This window comes from Alcaligenes sp. (assembly GCF_050255915.1).
GTDB lineage: Bacteria > Pseudomonadota > Gammaproteobacteria > Burkholderiales > Burkholderiaceae_B > Alcaligenes > Alcaligenes aquatilis.
Genome location: NZ_JBFWIQ010000008.1, coordinates 197814 through 212219 on the forward strand (window position 1 = coordinate 197814; position 14406 = coordinate 212219).

Consider the following 14406-nt stretch of genomic DNA (forward strand, 5'->3'; position numbering starts at 1 on the left):
CGTCAGTTTTTTGGTCGCCCGATTGTTCCAAGGTGAGTGAATCGGAAGCCGTTCTCGTACTTCAATCCATATCCAAGTGAGCGATCAAAGCCAATATGAGCGATCCAGATGATTCCTGATGAAACTGCCAATGGCTGAGAGAGATACACGCCTGCTGCTACGCAAAGCAAAGCGCCAACGTAAGAGTGAGCAGTGTTGTATAGCACCGCACCGATCCGAGCACCCACGATATAGCCGAGCAAAGACAAATCCGGGAGAAGGAAGCAAAGTGCAAATAATCCCCAGCCCGAACCAAACTCAGAATATGCAAATAAACTGAGCAAAAAAACCGTCAACCCTTCAATTCTCAATAGATCTTTGATGCCACCTGATACTGAGCCTTTTTCCATCACAAAATTATCCTTTTAATCAAAATAAGCCAAAAATGCACCAGCACACCCCACCAGGGCCATATTGACTACCACAACGACAAGAGCGAAGCGCACCAGACGTTGTTCTTCTGGATTATTGATTTTTGCCAAGCCAGCAATCGTAGCAATCATGGGTAAAGAACCCAGTGCTGCATGGCCGGCCGCACTGTTCAGTGTGGCTGCCATGCTGGGAAGTAACGATGCTGGAAGGTCTGCGATGGCTGGCATCATGAGAACGTTGCCACCCACGTTTGACCCTGTGAGGTAGCCACCGATCCCCCCAAGTATGGCGCCCAGGAATGGCAGCAACTCACTATCCATGGCAGAGAGCCTGTCGCGCACACCTGAAAGAAAACCGGCCTTCACCATGACTTGTGACATGAACAAGAAACACAGAATCGTCAGTAACGGGCGCCGCGCTCGCTGGGATACCGATTGCCAGAACGTCTGAAACCTGAGGCGTTCATCTCGTCGAGCAAGCAGAACTAAGCACACGAGTAGTATCGGGACTCCCGGAGACGCCAGTGGTTTCCATGCAATGCTTGCCCCTTGTACCACCAGCCATATGTCAGCCTGAGTTACAACAACAAGTATCTTGAGTGCGATAACGCAGAAGAATAGCAGCATGTAAGGCCAAGCTGCTGCCGGCCAATGAATTGCGGAGGGCATTTTTGGACATGACTTCAGCAGCCCCACCAGCACGACAGCGAAACCTGCACTTACCCCCGCGATTTCCGGACCAAGCCAAGCCGAGGCGACATACAAAACCGACACAAACAGCAGCGCTATGGTCAGCATTGAGATATAGGCGGTCAGTTTGCGATAACCCGCAATCCAGGTAGCCGCCAAAGCCAAACCAACAAACACCGGCGCACTTGTGATTGCTGTTTGACTGGCCAATTCCGTTGGTGCCGCATCCAGCAGTGTGGCTCCTACCACCGTTGCCAGCCCCAAGGTTCCCCAGGGCATGATGACCATTCCAGCCAATGCAATGCGCAGTGCTTTGTCACGGTCAAAAAGTGCCAGCAATACAGGAATGACGGCAATCAGTGAAACACCGAATCCCGTCATGGATTCCAGCAAAGGGGCAAGCCCCAGCACGATGAAGCCCAACTGCTGAACGCCTTGCAGCTTTAGGTTGCTTACCCATGTGCTCAGCGCCTGGGTTGCGCCCGTACGCTCAATCAGGACGACCAACATCATTCCGGGGGCTAGTACGAACGCCACGCTGGCAAACAGAATCAGCGTGTCTTGAGCGATCCATTGCGAGAGTTCGCGTGAGAGCGGGTGCCCGGCACCAAGGAGCATAAGTGCAACGGCAAGGGTGGCACCGACAAGAGCCGCCCTGACAGGCGGTTGTTTGAATACAAGAATCGCAGAGAGAACCAACAGAACAGGGGAGATATGAAGTAACGAAAGCATTGGGGCTACGAGGGCTGGCGCAATAACTCGGTCATTTGACACCTTGACCTGAATACCTGCCAGCGACTTATACTGATCCTCTCCATAAGTCTATCTAATCAAGAGCGGGTCATCTGTCATGAGACGCCTTCCCCCACTAACCGCATTGCGTGCTTTCGAGGCTGCAGCGAGGCACATGAGTTTTACCCGTGCGGCGGCGGAACTGTGCGTAACCCAGGCAGCCATCAGCCAGCAGGTACGGCAACTGGAAGAGTGGTTGGGTTCAGCGCTGTTCTTGCGTGCGGGACATGCGCTGCGCCTGACCGACAAGGGCCAGGCTTGGCTGCCGGAACTGACAGCCATGTTGGATCGGCTGTCCTTCGTCAGCAGTTCACTGCGTGAACGCGATGATGGGCCTTTGCGCATCACGGTGTTGCCGTCTTTCGCCACTTGCTGGCTGGTACCGCGTCTGGGCGCTTTTAGGGAAATGCACCCTGACATTGAGGTGAAGCTGACCAGCTCGGTCGAACTATGGGACGTGTCTGATGACCGCTTCGATGTAGGCATCCGCTCGGGGCTCGGACGTTGGCGAGGGCTGAAAGCTGATTTGATTGCGCGGGAAATGCTGTCACCGCTTTGCAGCCCCTCATTGCAGGCATCGGATCGTCCGTTGATGGAACCCGCAGACCTGCTTGCGAAATGTCTTTTGCACGACACCCCTAAGGACGCATGGCCTTACTGGTTTGCTCATGTGGGAGTCATGAATCCGAACGCTGGCAGCGGCCCCAAATTCGATGATCACAGCCATGTCCTTCAAGCGGCCATTGACGGTCAAGGTGTCGCACTCGGAAAGCTGCTGTTGGCTGGCGATGCACTTCGGGCAGGCCGTCTCGTTCAGCCTTTTTCGATTACCCAGCCTAACGATTACAGCTATTGGCTTGTATATCCTGCATCCGCTGTCTCCAGCAGGCCTGATGTAGCCGTGTTCCGTGCATGGTTGCTGAACGAAGCAAAGCGGTGTTCGAAAGAAATTGAGATTTAGGGCTTATGGGAAATTGGACTAGCGATACTGTCTGCTTCCAGATCGAGCAGCATGTTATGGGCATCGTTGAACTCCATCTCACTAAAAACGAAGATGCCAGATATTCTCAGCAACGTAGCCGTTACACCTTGCCCCGCAACCAGATGCCCCTTAAACGAGCCATCATAGACTTGGTGAGAGCCGCATGAAGGGCTGCCTTCTTTCAGTACAGCTATGTGAATCTCGTGTAAGCGCGCTATGCGAAGTGCATTTTGTGCGCCAACAATAAACGGGTGAGAAACATCAGCTCCGGATGAGTCCACAACGCTCGTTTGTCTTTGGAGAACTTTTTCTCCGCCCTCACCGGACGCTATTTCTGCCGGTAGACGTGGAACAGGCATGCCTCCTGATAACTCTGGACAGATGGAGATCACCCTGTTCTCTGCAACCCACTGTTGAAGAATCGGGTGGCGAGATTGCTTGTGAGAACCGTCGTAGCGCACCTGCTCGCCCAGCAAGCACGCACTGACCAGAATCCGCTGCATGTGCTATTCCTTCAGATCAGCTTGGTATACGGCATCGTCAACTTCCTGGATATAGCCATTTTTTTCATAGAAGCGCGCCGCATGCCCGCCTCTTTGCGTGATGAGGTAGGAGCGAGAGACATCAAGAGAAACAAGCGCCGTATGGAGATACGCTATCAATTCCTTGCCAATGCCCCGACCCTGTTCAGTGGGGCAAACGCACATTTCGCGGAGATAACAAGCATTTCCTCCTACAAAGGGCTCAGTGGTTCCCAGAACGAATCCTATGGTCTTGCCATCTTTTTCTGCCAAGAAACCAAAAAAACCTTTGCTATCCATTAAGTAGCGCAGACGATTGTCCGCTTCTTCATCAGTCCACGGTTCGCTCCAAGGTGGAGAGGAAAAAACCTGTGTGTATAAACTCGCGCATTTCTGGATATCTGATTTTTGGATGGGGAGAAACAATTGTTTTATCCTCAAAAAATTTTTTTCAAAAATTTAGACAATCATTTGGTTCTTCAAAATAATGATTGATCTATTCTGCTGAGATTAGAAGTTGGCGCATGCTCTTCAGTGCCAAGGATTCTTTTCCCTCATGCCAAATCAAATGCGTTCTATTGGATGCCATGTGTGCGGGTAGCTCATGGGCACGCACCATTTGAGCCGCACGCAAACCAGCCAGAACGGATTTCGGAACAATTGCCACGCCAGTACCTGCCGCGACACATGCGACAATCGCTGGATACGATGAAAATTCCAAAACCCCGGAAACACTCACCTCATTTTCACTCTGCCATTGCTCCAGCAGACGACGATATGAGCAGCCGCTTGCAAAAGCAATAAGTGCAAAATTTCCCATACTAGCGAGAATGGATAATGAATTAATATGGGAACCAGTAATGAGCACCAGCGTTTCTTCAAAAACGGGTTCAGCAGCTACACCTGGAGCATGAAAAGGTTCTGAAACAAAGGCGGCTTCGATGTCATGGCGCGCCAGTCTGCTGATCAGCGCACCGGTTGTCCCAGTAACAAGCTCAATCCGCACCGCAGGGTTAGCTTGGTTGTAACGTGACAAAAGCTCTGGCAACCGGCTACCTGCGGTACTTTCCAACGAGCCGATACGCAATGTCCCCAGTAGCTTCCCTGTTCGCAGGGCCGACTCTGCCTCATCAGCTAATCGCAGTAGACGCTCCGCATAGCTGACCAGCAAGCGGCCCTCCTCTGTGGGTACCAGACTACGACCACGACGCACGAACAACTCTAGCCCCATACGGGCTTCAAGTTGCTTGATGCGCGTAGTGATGTTGGACGGCACACGGTGCAGAGCTTGTGCCGCCCGAGCAACGCCACCGTGCGCCACTACAGCTTGAACAATGGACAGATCGTCCAGGTCGAAGTTTCTCATTTAAAGAAAATTAGTTCTCTATAATTCAATTTACGAGAAAATTATAGCGCGCCAGAATGGCGCATGGACAAATTTCACACATCTGCTCCGACAAGCCTTGGCATCGCTCTAAGTGGTCTTGTAGCACTCGCTGTGGCGATGGGAGTCGGCCGTTTTGCGTTCACTCCTCAGTTGCCATTGATGCAAGCAGACCTCGGGCTTTCATTCTCTGGCGGAGGGTGGTTGGCGGTAGCCAACTACTCGGGATACTTCACAGGAGCCGTGCTTGCCGGAACGAGGGGTATATCTGCGCTCGTGTTGATGCGATGTGGCTTATGGGCTGTCGTCGTGAGCACTGCGGCAATGGCTGTTCCCGAGTCTTTCACATGGTGGCTGGGAATGCGGTTCATCGCGGGCATCGCTAGCGCCTGGGTTTTAGTCGGGACGGCAAGTGTCGTGCTGGCCCATCTCGCGGCGTTAGATGCTCGTCGTCTCGACGGTCTTGTGTTTGCTGGCGTCGGAATCGGCATTACCTTGGTCGGGCTGATTTGTCACGTGGGCGCACTGCTGGGGCTGGGAGTCTCGGTACTTTGGCTTGCCCTTTCGGGTCTAGCGCTGATTGGCACGTTGATGACATTCAAGATAGATAGGAAAAACGCCCCCCTCCACTCAGAGGGAGGTACGCGAATGACGCTAGAGGCACCACTGCCACGGGGCGTGTATTCGCTGGTTCTTTGTTATGGCTTGTTCGGCTTCGGTTACATCCTTCCCGCGACGTATTTACCCTCTCAAGCGCGTTCGCTACTCAATGACCCAGTGCTTTTTGGTTGGGTGTGGCCACTATTCGGTATGGCTGCGGCCCTGTCCACATTGTGCGTAGGTTTCCTTGTGCGTTGGCCCCGGAAATATATCTGGGCTGGTGCGCAAGTGGTCATGGCCATTGGGATATTTATGCCCATCGTCGTACCTAGCCTATTCGGGCTCTCGGTAGCTGCGTTTTGCGTGGGCGGAACTTTCATGCTCATAACCTTGATCGGTTTGCAGGAGGCTCGGCAACAGGCAGGTCATAACGCACAGAAGCTATTGGCATCAATGACTGCTGCATTTGCTGTTGGTCAGCTAACAGGCCCGATTGCAGCCAATTTCTTGCTTCGAGTGGGCTGGCCATTCAATTCGGCGCTGTGGTTAGGGATATCAGCATTACTGACAAGCAGCGCATTGCTCGTTCGTTTTAATTCTCGATAGGCTTTCATTTAGGAGAACCCATGAACACAACCATTCAGCAAGGCTTTGGTCAAAAGCGCAGCGAGCGTTTGCCCTTACCGCCGATGGAGTCTATGACGCAGGCTCAACGAGTTGCAGTCGATGCATTGATTGCCGGGCCCCGAAAAGGAGTGAAAGGGCCTTTCATTCCTTTGATGCAAAGCCCGGTATTGCTTGAGCGACTGGCCGGCGTCGGAGAATATCTGCGGTTTGAATCTGTTCTGCCAAAAAATGTCAACGAGTTTGTGACTTTGCTGGTTGCTCGCGAATTAGGTAATCAGTTTGAATGGGCTGTCCATTTTCCTCTGGCGATAGGCGCGGGCGTAGCCGAAACCACACTGGAGGACATGGCTCAAGCGACCCGTCCTCGCACAATGACAGAGGAGGAGGCCGATGCATGGGCATTCACCACCGAGCTGTTGCATCGGCACGGTGTTAGTGATTCGACCTACGAGGCTGCGAGAGAACGTTGGGGCGAGCGTGGCGTAGTGGAGATATGTGCCTTGATCGGCTATTTCTCATGCGTTTGCTGGATCATGAATGTCGCTCGAACGCCTGCTCCCAAAGGTGAACTGGTATTGACCGGCCTTCCCTCATGAAAGAGCAGGTCGTACGCCCCAGCAAGATGCTGTGCTAAGTGAGGAGAGGGAGTCGATATGGAGTTGCGCCACCTCCGATGCTTTTTAGCAGTGGCTGAAGAACTCCACTTTGCCAGGGCAGCCGAGCGGCTGCACATCGAGCAGTCGCCACTGTCCCGCACCATCAAAGAGCTGGAAGAAGACCTGGGTGAACAGTTGTTCGTCCGCACCAGCCGCAGCACAAAGCTGACACGGGCAGGCAAGCTGTTTCTGGAGCATGTGCCGCGCATCTTCACGGCCTTGCAACAAGCCCGCGACAGCGTGCAGGCAGCGGTCAATGGCTTTCATGGTCAGTTGCGCATTGCCCTGTCCGACGGCATCACGCCGTCGCGTCTGCCGGCCTTGTTGGCGTTGTGCCGGCAGGAGGAGCCCGAAGTAGAGATCCGGCTGTTCGAGGTGCCGCTGTCACAACAGATCAAGGGGCTGCATGATGACCTCTACGACGTGGGTTTCGCGCAGTCCGATGAATTGGGCGATGGCGTCGTGGCTCAAGCAGTCTGGAGTGACCCCCTGATGGTGGCAGTGCCTGCGCGGCATCCACTGCTCAGGCACAAGCGCATACCGCTGGAAGAGTTGCTGCGCCATCCTCTGGTGCTGTGCGATCCACAAGTATGCGAAGGCCATGCGCGCCAAGTCGAGCGCGTGCTGCGCCGCTCGGACATGGAGCCGCTGATTGCTGAGCGCGTGGCGTCCTGCGATTTGATGATGGCGCTGGTGTCGGCCGGCTTTGCGTTGGGCCTGACTGGTGCACCACACATCGCGGCCAGCCGCGAGCCGGGTGTGGTCGCGCGGCCTCTGGCGGGCCGTTCACCTGTGCTAACGACTTATCTGCTGCATCGAGAAGGTGAGTCTTCGGAAGTGCTGTCTCGATTCATCGAAAGGGTGCAGGCCATCGACTTGCCCGAAGGCGTGAGACCCGCGCGACCACCTGAACCCGATCCCCCGGAGGACATCGAGCCATGAAGCGACTTACCCCTTTGTTGCTGGTTGCAGCACTCACGGCCTGCGGCCCGTCCGAGCCGCCGAAGCAGCAAGCCAATGTGCCGACCGTGGACGAACTGGCCGCTGATCCCGAGCGTTTGAAGGAACTGCGCCGTCAGTGCAAGACCGAGCGACCGACGATGGGCGACGTGTTGTGTAACCGGGTGGCCGAAGCGACGAACAAGCGCTTCTTCGGCGACGGCAAGGTGCCTTACACGCCATCGGAAACGCCGCCGAAGTTCTGACCGTTGGCGGCTTGCCGCATATCTTCGTTTTCTTTCTCGACACGCCGCAGTGCGCTCGCGCCTGCGGCTTTTTTACTGATTTCGCCCCTGCATGAAACCATGCTTTTTGCATCACCTTGCTGCCGATAACGGTCTTTGACCGGCACTGAACCGGCACCGATCCTGACGCCTGCGGCACGCCTTTGTGCCGCGTTTCCCACGGGGAATCAGCGCAGGAGAAATCGGAGGCCAAGGTATGCAGGCTCAGGGTGTGTTGTTCGGGCAGATCGCCGCCGTCTTTGGCATCGTGATCGCCGGTGTGTGGGGTGCCACGCAATGGACAGCTGCCGCCTTGGGCTACCAGCTACGCCTGGGCTCGCCCTGGTTCGACTTCCACGGTACGCCGGTCTATTACCCATGGAAGCTGTTCGAATGGTGGTTCTTCTTCGACGCCTACGCGCCGCAGGTGTTCGACACCGGCGGCATGATCGCGGCTGGCAGCGGCTTGCTGGCTGTGGTGGTCGCCATCGCCATGTCGGTGTGGCGCTCGCGCCAGGCGCGCAAGGTGACGACTTATGGCTCGGCCCGCTGGGCCGATGCCACCGACATTCGCAAGGCAGGGCTGACGCAGCCCGCTGGCGTCTTCCTTGGCAAGTACCGCAACGAGTATCTGCGCCATGAAGGCCCGGAACACGTCCTGACCTTCGCGCCCACCCGCTCGGGCAAGGGTGTCGGCTTGGTCGTCCCGACATTGTTGTCCTGGCCGGCTTCGGCCGTCATCCATGACATCAAGGGCGAGAACTGGCAGATCACCGCAGGCTGGCGCTCGCGCTTCTCGCACTGCCTGCTGTTCAACCCGACCGATGCCAGTTCGGCAGCCTACAACCCGCTACTGGAAGTCCGGCGCGGCGCGCATGAGGTGCGTGATGTACAGAACATCGCGGACATCCTGGTCGATCCCGAAGGCGCGTTGGAGAAGCGCAACCACTGGGAGAAGACCAGTCACGCGCTGCTGGTCGGCGCGATCCTGCATGTGCTCTATGCAGGCGAAGACAAGACGCTGTGTGGAGTCGCCAACTTCCTGTCCGATCCGGCCAGCCCGTTCGAGCTGACCTTGCACCGGATGATGACGACCAAACACCTGGGCGATACCCAGCATCCCGTCGTTGCATCCGCTGCCCGCGAAGTGCTCAACAAGTCGGACAACGAGCGTTCCGGCGTATTGAGCACGGCCATGTCGTTCCTGGGCCTGTACCGTGACCCCACGGTGGCCGAAGTCACGTCGCGCTGCGACTGGCGCATCGCTGACCTGATTGCATCCGAGCATCCCGTCTCGCTGTATCTGGTGGTGCCGCCGTCGGACATTTCGCGCACCAAACCGCTGATCCGCCTGATCCTCAACCAGATCGGCCGACGGCTCACCGAATCGCTGGATGGCAGCGACGGCATCGCGCGTCGCCACAAGCTGCTGTTGATGCTCGATGAGTTCCCGGCGCTGGGCCGCCTTGACTTCTTCGAGACAGCGCTGGCCTTCATGGCGGGCTACGGCATCCGCAGCTTCCTCATCGCCCAAAGTCTGAACCAGATTGACAAAGCCTACGGCCAGAACCATTCGATATTGGACAACTGCCATGTGCGTGTGACCTTCGCCACCAACGACGAACGCACGGCCAAACGCATTTCCGAAACACTGGGCACGGCCACTGAATTACGCGCCCAGCGCAACTACGCAGGCCACCGGCTTGCACCGTGGCTGGGGCACCTGATGGTGTCGCGCCAGGAAACCGCACGGCCACTGCTGACGCCGGGCGAAGTGATGCAGCTTCCACCCGATGAAGCGGTCGTGATGGTGTCCAGTGTCGCACCGATTAAGGCGAAGAAGCTGCGCTATTTCGCCGACGCTAATTTCAAGCAACGGGTATTGCCGCCGCCTGCGGTGACGGCTGTTCGCTATGCCGATGTGCCGCCTGCACGACCTGACGATTGGAGCGGCCTGGCGATTCCCGCCGCACCGGCCACGGCATCCGCCGATGACTTGGAGACCCTGGGTTCGACCGATGACGGCGGCCCCCGCCGTCAGCCCGAACTGTCCGAAGCCATCGCCTATGCCCCCGAGATGGATGCCCCGACCAGCGACCTGTCGCTGCTCGATGACGAAGACATGCCCCCGGTGCTTCCCGGCCAGCTCGACCCCGCCCTGCAACGCACGGCGCGACTGGCTTCTCTCGACCCCAACGACGGAATCGACCTATGAGTCAATACCGATTGAACCTGTTCATCCAGCACGAGCACGCCAAGCGCCTCGACGAGCTGGCCGCCAAGAAAGGCGTGTCCAAGTCCAGTATCGTCGCCGCTGCCTTGGCGTCCTGGCTGTCGCCGGATGCCGGCGACCAGCGTGAGGCCGCTATTGCCAAGCGGTTAGATCGCCTGTCGCGGCAAGCTGAGCGGCTGGAGCGTGACCAGAACATCCAGATCGAAACGCTGGCGCTGTTCATCCGCTACTACCTGACCGTCAGTACGCCGGTGCCCGAAGCCCATCAGGATGCGGCTCGTGCTCAGGGTAAGGCGCGCTTCGAGCAGTTCGTCGAACAGTTGGGCCGCCACCTCCTGCGTGGCCGCAGCCTGGTGCGCGACATGGTGGAAGAACTGCACCCCGACCCCATGCGCATGGATGAGGCGGCGGCGATGGCTGCCGCCCATGAACGCACTGCGGAGCGTGCGCCATGAGTGCCGTTCCTCAAATCCCAGCCGAACCGCGCTCATCCGCTACAGCGTCCCAGGATCGCCGCATCCAGATGCTACGCACGGCGATGGGGCCGGTGATTGCCGCTGCGCTGGAAGACCCGGACGTGGTGGAAGTGATGCTCAACCCCGACCGGACATTGTGGGTGGATCGTCTGTCCTCTGGCCGTGCGCCGCTCGGCGTCGAACTGCCCGAGGCCGATGGCGAACGCATCATTCGTCTGGTGGCCGCCCATGTCGGTGCGGAGGTACATCGCGGCCAACCGCTCTTGACCGCCGAACTGCCGGAGACGGGCGAACGCTTCGAGGGCATCCTGCCGCCCGCCGCACCTGGCCCGGCCTTTGCGCTGCGCAAGCGCGCAGTGAGCATCATCGGTCTGGATCGCTATGTGGCCGATGGCATCCTGACCGCTGGGCAGGCCGAGTTCCTGCGCCATGCCGTGCGCGAGCGGCAGAACATCCTGATCGCCGGTGGCACCAGCACCGGCAAGACCACGCTGGCCAATGCCTTGCTGGCCGAGATCGCCGCCACCGGCGACCGCGTGCTGGTGCTCGAAGACACCATCGAGCTGCAATGCGCCGCCCGCGACCATGTGCCACTGCGCACCCGCGCGGGCGTCGTGTCCATGACCGAGCTGGTGCGCACCACGATGCGCCTGCGCCCCGACCGCGTGATCGTCGGTGAGGTGCGTGGCGGCGAAGCCCTGGACTTGGTGAAGGTCTGGGGCACCGGCCATCCGGGCGGCATCGCCACCATCCATGCCGGTTCCGCGCTGGGCGCATTGCTGCGCCTCGAACAGTTGATTCTCGAAGTGGCGGTGAACCCGCCGCGTGCGCTGATCACCGAGGCGGTCAACGTCGTCATCCACATCGCCGGACGCGGCCGCAAACGCCGCGTCGAAAGCATCGCCCGCGTCGTCGGCTTCGACGGAGTGGGCTACCGCCTGGCGGACATTCAGAACTCCAGCATCGCGGCGGCCATCATCGAAAGCTGCGCCGTTCGGATTTTCTTGCCCAATCCGCAGGCGACCGAACCGCAGATTCGCACGATCTACGAGGGCTTCGGCCTCAACAGCCGGCAAATCGAGATCGTCGCCACCGCGCAGCCGAAGCAGGACTACTACTACCAATCGCGCCTGGGCAATCGCCTGTTCGACCTCGACCTGGGGCCGGCCGCGCTCGCCTTCGCGGGGGCATCCACACCGCAAGACCAACGCGACATTGACCGCGTGCTGACGCAGGCCGGCGCTCTCGGCTTCGCCGGTGTGTGGCTGCGCCATCGCGGCCTCGATTGGGCCGCCGACCTGCTGCCGTCGTCACCGGCGGCGGCTTCTTTTCTTTCCCAACCACGACAGGAGAACCTGCCATGAAGACCCGTGTGCTTTCCGTAACGCTGGCCGCCGCGCTGTCGGTGTCGCTGCTGGCCGTGCAGCCCGCATCAGCGCTGACGGTGTTCGACCCGTCCAACTTCGTGCAGAACACGCTGACCGCCGTTCGCACGCTGGAGCAGATCAACAACCAGATCAACCAGCTTCAAAACGAAGCGCAGATGCTGATGAACCAGGCGCGCAACCTGACGAAGCTGGATTTCAATATCGTCAACCGCCTGCGCTCGACGCTCGCCACCACCGAGCGCCTGATCGCCGAGGCGCAGGGACTGGCCTACGACGTACAGAACATGGATGCCACGTTTTCGCGCCTGTACCCGGAGCAGTACGCCACCACCATCAGCGGCGACCAGATGCTGCGTGATGCGCAGGAACGCTGGAAAAACACGCTGAACGGCCTGCACACCGCGATGCGGATGCAGGCGCAGGTGTCGCAGAACCTGGCGCAAGACGAAAGCGCACTGGCCGATCTCGTAAGCCAGAGCCAGTCGGCCACCGGCGCGCTACAAGCCATGCAGGCGACGAACCAGCTTCTTGCCTTGCAGGCCAAGCAGTCCATCCAGGCCCAGCAGCTCCAGATCACGCAAGACCGGGCGGCCTCGCTGGAACTGGCGCGGCAGGCGGCGGCCACCGAACGCGCCCGCGAAGTGCGGCGGCGCTTCCTGGGCACCGGCACGCCGTACACGCCGCAGTCCGTCAACTTCTACAACAACTGACAGGGGGCGGCCATGCGATGCGTTCCTGTCCTGCTGGCCGTGCTGCTGGCCGCGTGTGGCCAGCAGCCGGCCGAAGACCTGGCCGCGACCTTGGCCGCCAATCCCGTGCGGCTCAAGGCGCTGCGCGCCCAATGCGCGGCCGACCGGCACGCCGCAGGCGAAGACACCTGCCGCGCCGCCGCCGAAGCCTTCCGGCGGCGGTTCTTCGCCGGCCAGACCGGGCCGGACGAATACCGGACGCTGGCCGAACTGCCGCCGATCCCGGCGAGCTTCGACACGCCCACCGACGACACGCCGGAAGGCGATGCGCCGCTCGCCGTTTCCGAGGACACGCCATGAACGACGTGACCATCATCGACCGCTTCCTCGATACCTTCTCGCGCTATATCGACTCGGGTTTCGGGCTGCTGCAAGGCGAAGTGGCGTTCCTGACGGCCACGCTGATCGTCATCGACATGACCATCGCCGGCCTGTATTGGGCGATGAGCCATGCCACCGGCCAGGGCGAGGACGTGATCGCCAAGCTGCTGCGCAAGGTGCTCTACGTCGGTGCCTTCGCCTACATCATCAACAACTTCAACTGGCTGTCGGGCATCGTGTTCCGGTCGTTCGCTGGTCTGGGCCTGACGGCCACCGGCTCGACGTTGAGCATGGAGAACTTTCTCCAGCCGGGACGGCTGGCGAAGACGGGCATCGACGCTGGCGCACCGATCTTGGAGCAGATCGGGGACATGGCGGGCTTTCCCGAGGTGTTCACCAACCTTGATCCCATCGTGGTGCTGTTTCTCGCCTGGCTGGTGGTGATCCTTTGCTTCTTCGTGCTCGCGGTACAGCTTTTCATCACACTGATCGAGTTCAAGCTGACCACGCTTGCCGGCTTCGTCTTGATCCCGTTTGCGCTCTGGAACAAAACCTCGTTCCTCGCGGAAAAGGTGCTCGGCAACGTGGTGTCGTCGGGCATCAAGGTGCTGGTGCTGGCCGTCATTGTCGGTATCGGTTCGGGCCTGTTCGCGGAGTTCCAGGTGCATCCCGACGAGCCTTCCATCGACCATGCGCTGGTCGTGATGCTGGCCTCGCTCGCGCTGCTGGCGCTGGGCATCTTCGGCCCTGGCATCGCCACGGGCCTTGTGTCCGGTGCGCCGCAGCTCGGCGCGGGCGCGATGGCCGGCGCGGCCGTCGGCGCGGTCGGCACCGGCGTTGCCATCGGTGCCGCCGCGACTGGCGTGGGCGGTGCGGTCATGGCGGGCGCACGCATGGCCCCGGCCGCCGCCAAGCTGGCCGGCAGCGGCGCACGCGCTGCCACGTCGGCGGCCAGCAGCGCCAAGTCCGCATTCCAGGCCGGTTCCGCCGCTGCGGGCTGCGGGGCCAAGGGCGCGGCTGCGGGCCTGGGCAACGTCGCCAAGACCGGCGCGCAGGCGGCAGGCCGCCGCGCTGCGTCCGGCGCTTCCGCTGCCGGGCAGAAGATGGCCGATTCCTTCCGTGCTGGCTGGAACGGCACCGACGCCGGCGCTGCCGGTTCCGGCCAGGCCACCGCAGGCGAAGGCGCGGACAGCGCCTCCAGCGCGCCGAAGCAGGAGCAACCCGCCTGGGCCAAGCGGATGCACCGCCGCCAGCAGATCACCCATGCCGCGACCACCGCCGCCCACACGCTGCGCGGTGGCGACGGCGGCGGCTCGGGGCAAGGCCCGAGCCTGCGCGATTCCGATACCTGACC

Annotated in this window: 15 protein-coding genes and 2 pseudogenes; 12 read left to right on the forward strand and 5 right to left on the reverse strand. The window is 59.6% G+C overall.

The features are described 5' to 3' along the window. Positions 1-2: 2 nt before the first annotated feature. Positions 3-389, reverse strand: a complete 387-nt coding sequence (locus AB7E06_RS12305; protein ID WP_183018109.1) for a DUF4260 domain-containing protein — start codon at positions 387-389, stop codon at positions 3-5. 15 nt (positions 390-404) lie between these two features. Next, positions 405-1832, reverse strand: coding sequence for an L-lactate permease (locus tag AB7E06_RS12310; RefSeq protein ID WP_183018110.1), 1428 nt, complete (start codon positions 1830-1832; stop codon positions 405-407). Between the two features lie 118 nt (positions 1833-1950). On the opposite strand from AB7E06_RS12310, the gene gcvA reads away from it, so the two are divergent. After that, complete coding sequence (gene gcvA / locus AB7E06_RS12315; protein WP_068639606.1) at positions 1951-2853, forward strand: transcriptional regulator GcvA; 903 nt, start codon at positions 1951-1953, stop codon at positions 2851-2853. Here the strand turns inward: gcvA and AB7E06_RS12320 are convergent. From AB7E06_RS12320 to AB7E06_RS12330, 3 genes are all read right to left on the reverse strand, one after another. Further along, positions 2850-3377, reverse strand: a complete 528-nt coding sequence (locus AB7E06_RS12320; protein ID WP_083953792.1) for a DUF523 domain-containing protein — start codon at positions 3375-3377, stop codon at positions 2850-2852. The two genes, gcvA and AB7E06_RS12320, sit on opposite strands and share 4 nt — an antisense overlap. Positions 3378-3380: 3 nt before the next feature. Further along, positions 3381-3821, reverse strand: coding sequence for a GNAT family N-acetyltransferase (locus AB7E06_RS12325; RefSeq protein ID WP_427957153.1), 441 nt, complete (start codon positions 3819-3821; stop codon positions 3381-3383). Positions 3822-3891: 70 nt separating this feature from the next. Beyond that, positions 3892-4761 (reverse strand): LysR family transcriptional regulator, encoded by an 870-nt coding sequence (locus AB7E06_RS12330; RefSeq protein WP_395029925.1) that lies wholly within the window; start codon positions 4759-4761, stop codon positions 3892-3894. A 63-nt stretch (positions 4762-4824) separates the two neighbouring features. Here AB7E06_RS12330 and AB7E06_RS12335 point away from each other — a divergent pair, with 63 nt between their 5' ends. The 11 genes and pseudogenes from AB7E06_RS12335 (at position 4825) to trbL (ending at position 14404) form a co-directional block, all read left to right on the forward strand. Continuing rightward, positions 4825-5985 carry a YbfB/YjiJ family MFS transporter gene (locus AB7E06_RS12335; protein WP_183018113.1) on the forward strand — a complete coding sequence of 387 codons (1161 nt, stop codon included), beginning with the start codon at positions 4825-4827 and terminating at the stop codon, positions 5983-5985. A 20-nt stretch (positions 5986-6005) separates the two neighbouring features. Then, positions 6006-6602, forward strand: coding sequence for a carboxymuconolactone decarboxylase family protein (locus AB7E06_RS12340; protein ID WP_395029926.1), 597 nt, complete (start codon positions 6006-6008; stop codon positions 6600-6602). Positions 6603-6659: 57 nt separating this feature from the next. Continuing rightward, entirely contained in the window at positions 6660-7604 is a 945-nt protein-coding gene (locus tag AB7E06_RS12345; protein ID WP_183018115.1) for a LysR family transcriptional regulator, read from the forward strand. Then, the gene (locus AB7E06_RS12350; RefSeq protein ID WP_068639534.1) at positions 7601-7867 is read left to right on the forward strand and encodes an EexN family lipoprotein; all 267 of its coding nucleotides are present in this window, start codon (positions 7601-7603) and stop codon (positions 7865-7867) included. The genes AB7E06_RS12345 and AB7E06_RS12350 overlap by 4 nt, the downstream gene beginning before the upstream one ends. A 235-nt stretch (positions 7868-8102) precedes the next feature. Next, complete coding sequence (locus tag AB7E06_RS12355) at positions 8103-10100, forward strand: conjugal transfer protein TraG (protein ID WP_068639533.1); 1998 nt, start codon at positions 8103-8105, stop codon at positions 10098-10100. Next, a complete protein-coding gene (locus tag AB7E06_RS12360; protein WP_395029927.1) occupies positions 10097-10573 on the forward strand; it encodes a CopG family transcriptional regulator in 477 nt (158 codons plus the stop codon). The genes AB7E06_RS12355 and AB7E06_RS12360 overlap by 4 nt, the downstream gene beginning before the upstream one ends. Continuing rightward, positions 10570-11541, forward strand: a pseudogene (gene trbB, locus AB7E06_RS12365) (P-type conjugative transfer ATPase TrbB); the annotation flags it as partial. The gene AB7E06_RS12360 and the pseudogene trbB, both read left to right, overlap by 4 nt. Beyond that, positions 11533-11958: pseudogene (locus AB7E06_RS12370) on the forward strand (conjugal transfer protein TrbE); the annotation flags it as partial. The pseudogenes trbB and AB7E06_RS12370, both read left to right, overlap by 9 nt. Continuing rightward, positions 11955-12692 (forward strand): P-type conjugative transfer protein TrbJ, encoded by a 738-nt coding sequence (gene trbJ / locus AB7E06_RS12375; protein ID WP_395029928.1) that lies wholly within the window; start codon positions 11955-11957, stop codon positions 12690-12692. The pseudogene AB7E06_RS12370 and the gene trbJ, both read left to right, overlap by 4 nt. 12 nt (positions 12693-12704) lie before the next feature. Then, positions 12705-13031, forward strand: coding sequence for a hypothetical protein (locus tag AB7E06_RS12380; protein ID WP_395029929.1), 327 nt, complete (start codon positions 12705-12707; stop codon positions 13029-13031). Continuing rightward, complete coding sequence (gene trbL / locus AB7E06_RS12385; protein ID WP_427957157.1) at positions 13028-14404, forward strand: P-type conjugative transfer protein TrbL; 1377 nt, start codon at positions 13028-13030, stop codon at positions 14402-14404. The genes AB7E06_RS12380 and trbL overlap by 4 nt, the downstream gene beginning before the upstream one ends. Positions 14405-14406 lie beyond the last annotated feature (2 nt).

Excerpts from the sequence above, each read along its gene's own strand:
- AB7E06_RS12305 (WP_183018109.1), bottom strand. The coding sequence starts at position 389 with ATGGAAAAAGGCTCAGTATCAGGTGGCATCAAAGATCTATTGAGAATT.
- AB7E06_RS12310 (WP_183018110.1), bottom strand. The coding sequence starts at position 1,832 with ATGCTTTCGTTACTTCATATCTCCCCTGTTCTGTTGGTTCTCTCTGCG.
- gcvA (WP_068639606.1), top strand. The coding sequence starts at position 1,951 with ATGAGACGCCTTCCCCCACTAACCGCATTGCGTGCTTTCGAGGCTGCA.
- AB7E06_RS12320 (WP_083953792.1), bottom strand. The coding sequence starts at position 3,377 with ATGCAGCGGATTCTGGTCAGTGCGTGCTTGCTGGGCGAGCAGGTGCGC.
- AB7E06_RS12330 (WP_395029925.1), bottom strand. The coding sequence starts at position 4,761 with ATGAGAAACTTCGACCTGGACGATCTGTCCATTGTTCAAGCTGTAGTG.
- AB7E06_RS12335 (WP_183018113.1), top strand. The coding sequence starts at position 4,825 with ATGGACAAATTTCACACATCTGCTCCGACAAGCCTTGGCATCGCTCTA.
- AB7E06_RS12340 (WP_395029926.1), top strand. The coding sequence starts at position 6,006 with ATGAACACAACCATTCAGCAAGGCTTTGGTCAAAAGCGCAGCGAGCGT.
- AB7E06_RS12345 (WP_183018115.1), top strand. The coding sequence starts at position 6,660 with ATGGAGTTGCGCCACCTCCGATGCTTTTTAGCAGTGGCTGAAGAACTC.
- AB7E06_RS12350 (WP_068639534.1), top strand. The coding sequence starts at position 7,601 with ATGAAGCGACTTACCCCTTTGTTGCTGGTTGCAGCACTCACGGCCTGC.
- AB7E06_RS12355 (WP_068639533.1), top strand. The coding sequence starts at position 8,103 with ATGCAGGCTCAGGGTGTGTTGTTCGGGCAGATCGCCGCCGTCTTTGGC.
- AB7E06_RS12360 (WP_395029927.1), top strand. The coding sequence starts at position 10,097 with ATGAGTCAATACCGATTGAACCTGTTCATCCAGCACGAGCACGCCAAG.
- trbJ (WP_395029928.1), top strand. The coding sequence starts at position 11,955 with ATGAAGACCCGTGTGCTTTCCGTAACGCTGGCCGCCGCGCTGTCGGTG.
- AB7E06_RS12380 (WP_395029929.1), top strand. The coding sequence starts at position 12,705 with ATGCGATGCGTTCCTGTCCTGCTGGCCGTGCTGCTGGCCGCGTGTGGC.
- trbL (WP_427957157.1), top strand. The coding sequence starts at position 13,028 with ATGAACGACGTGACCATCATCGACCGCTTCCTCGATACCTTCTCGCGC.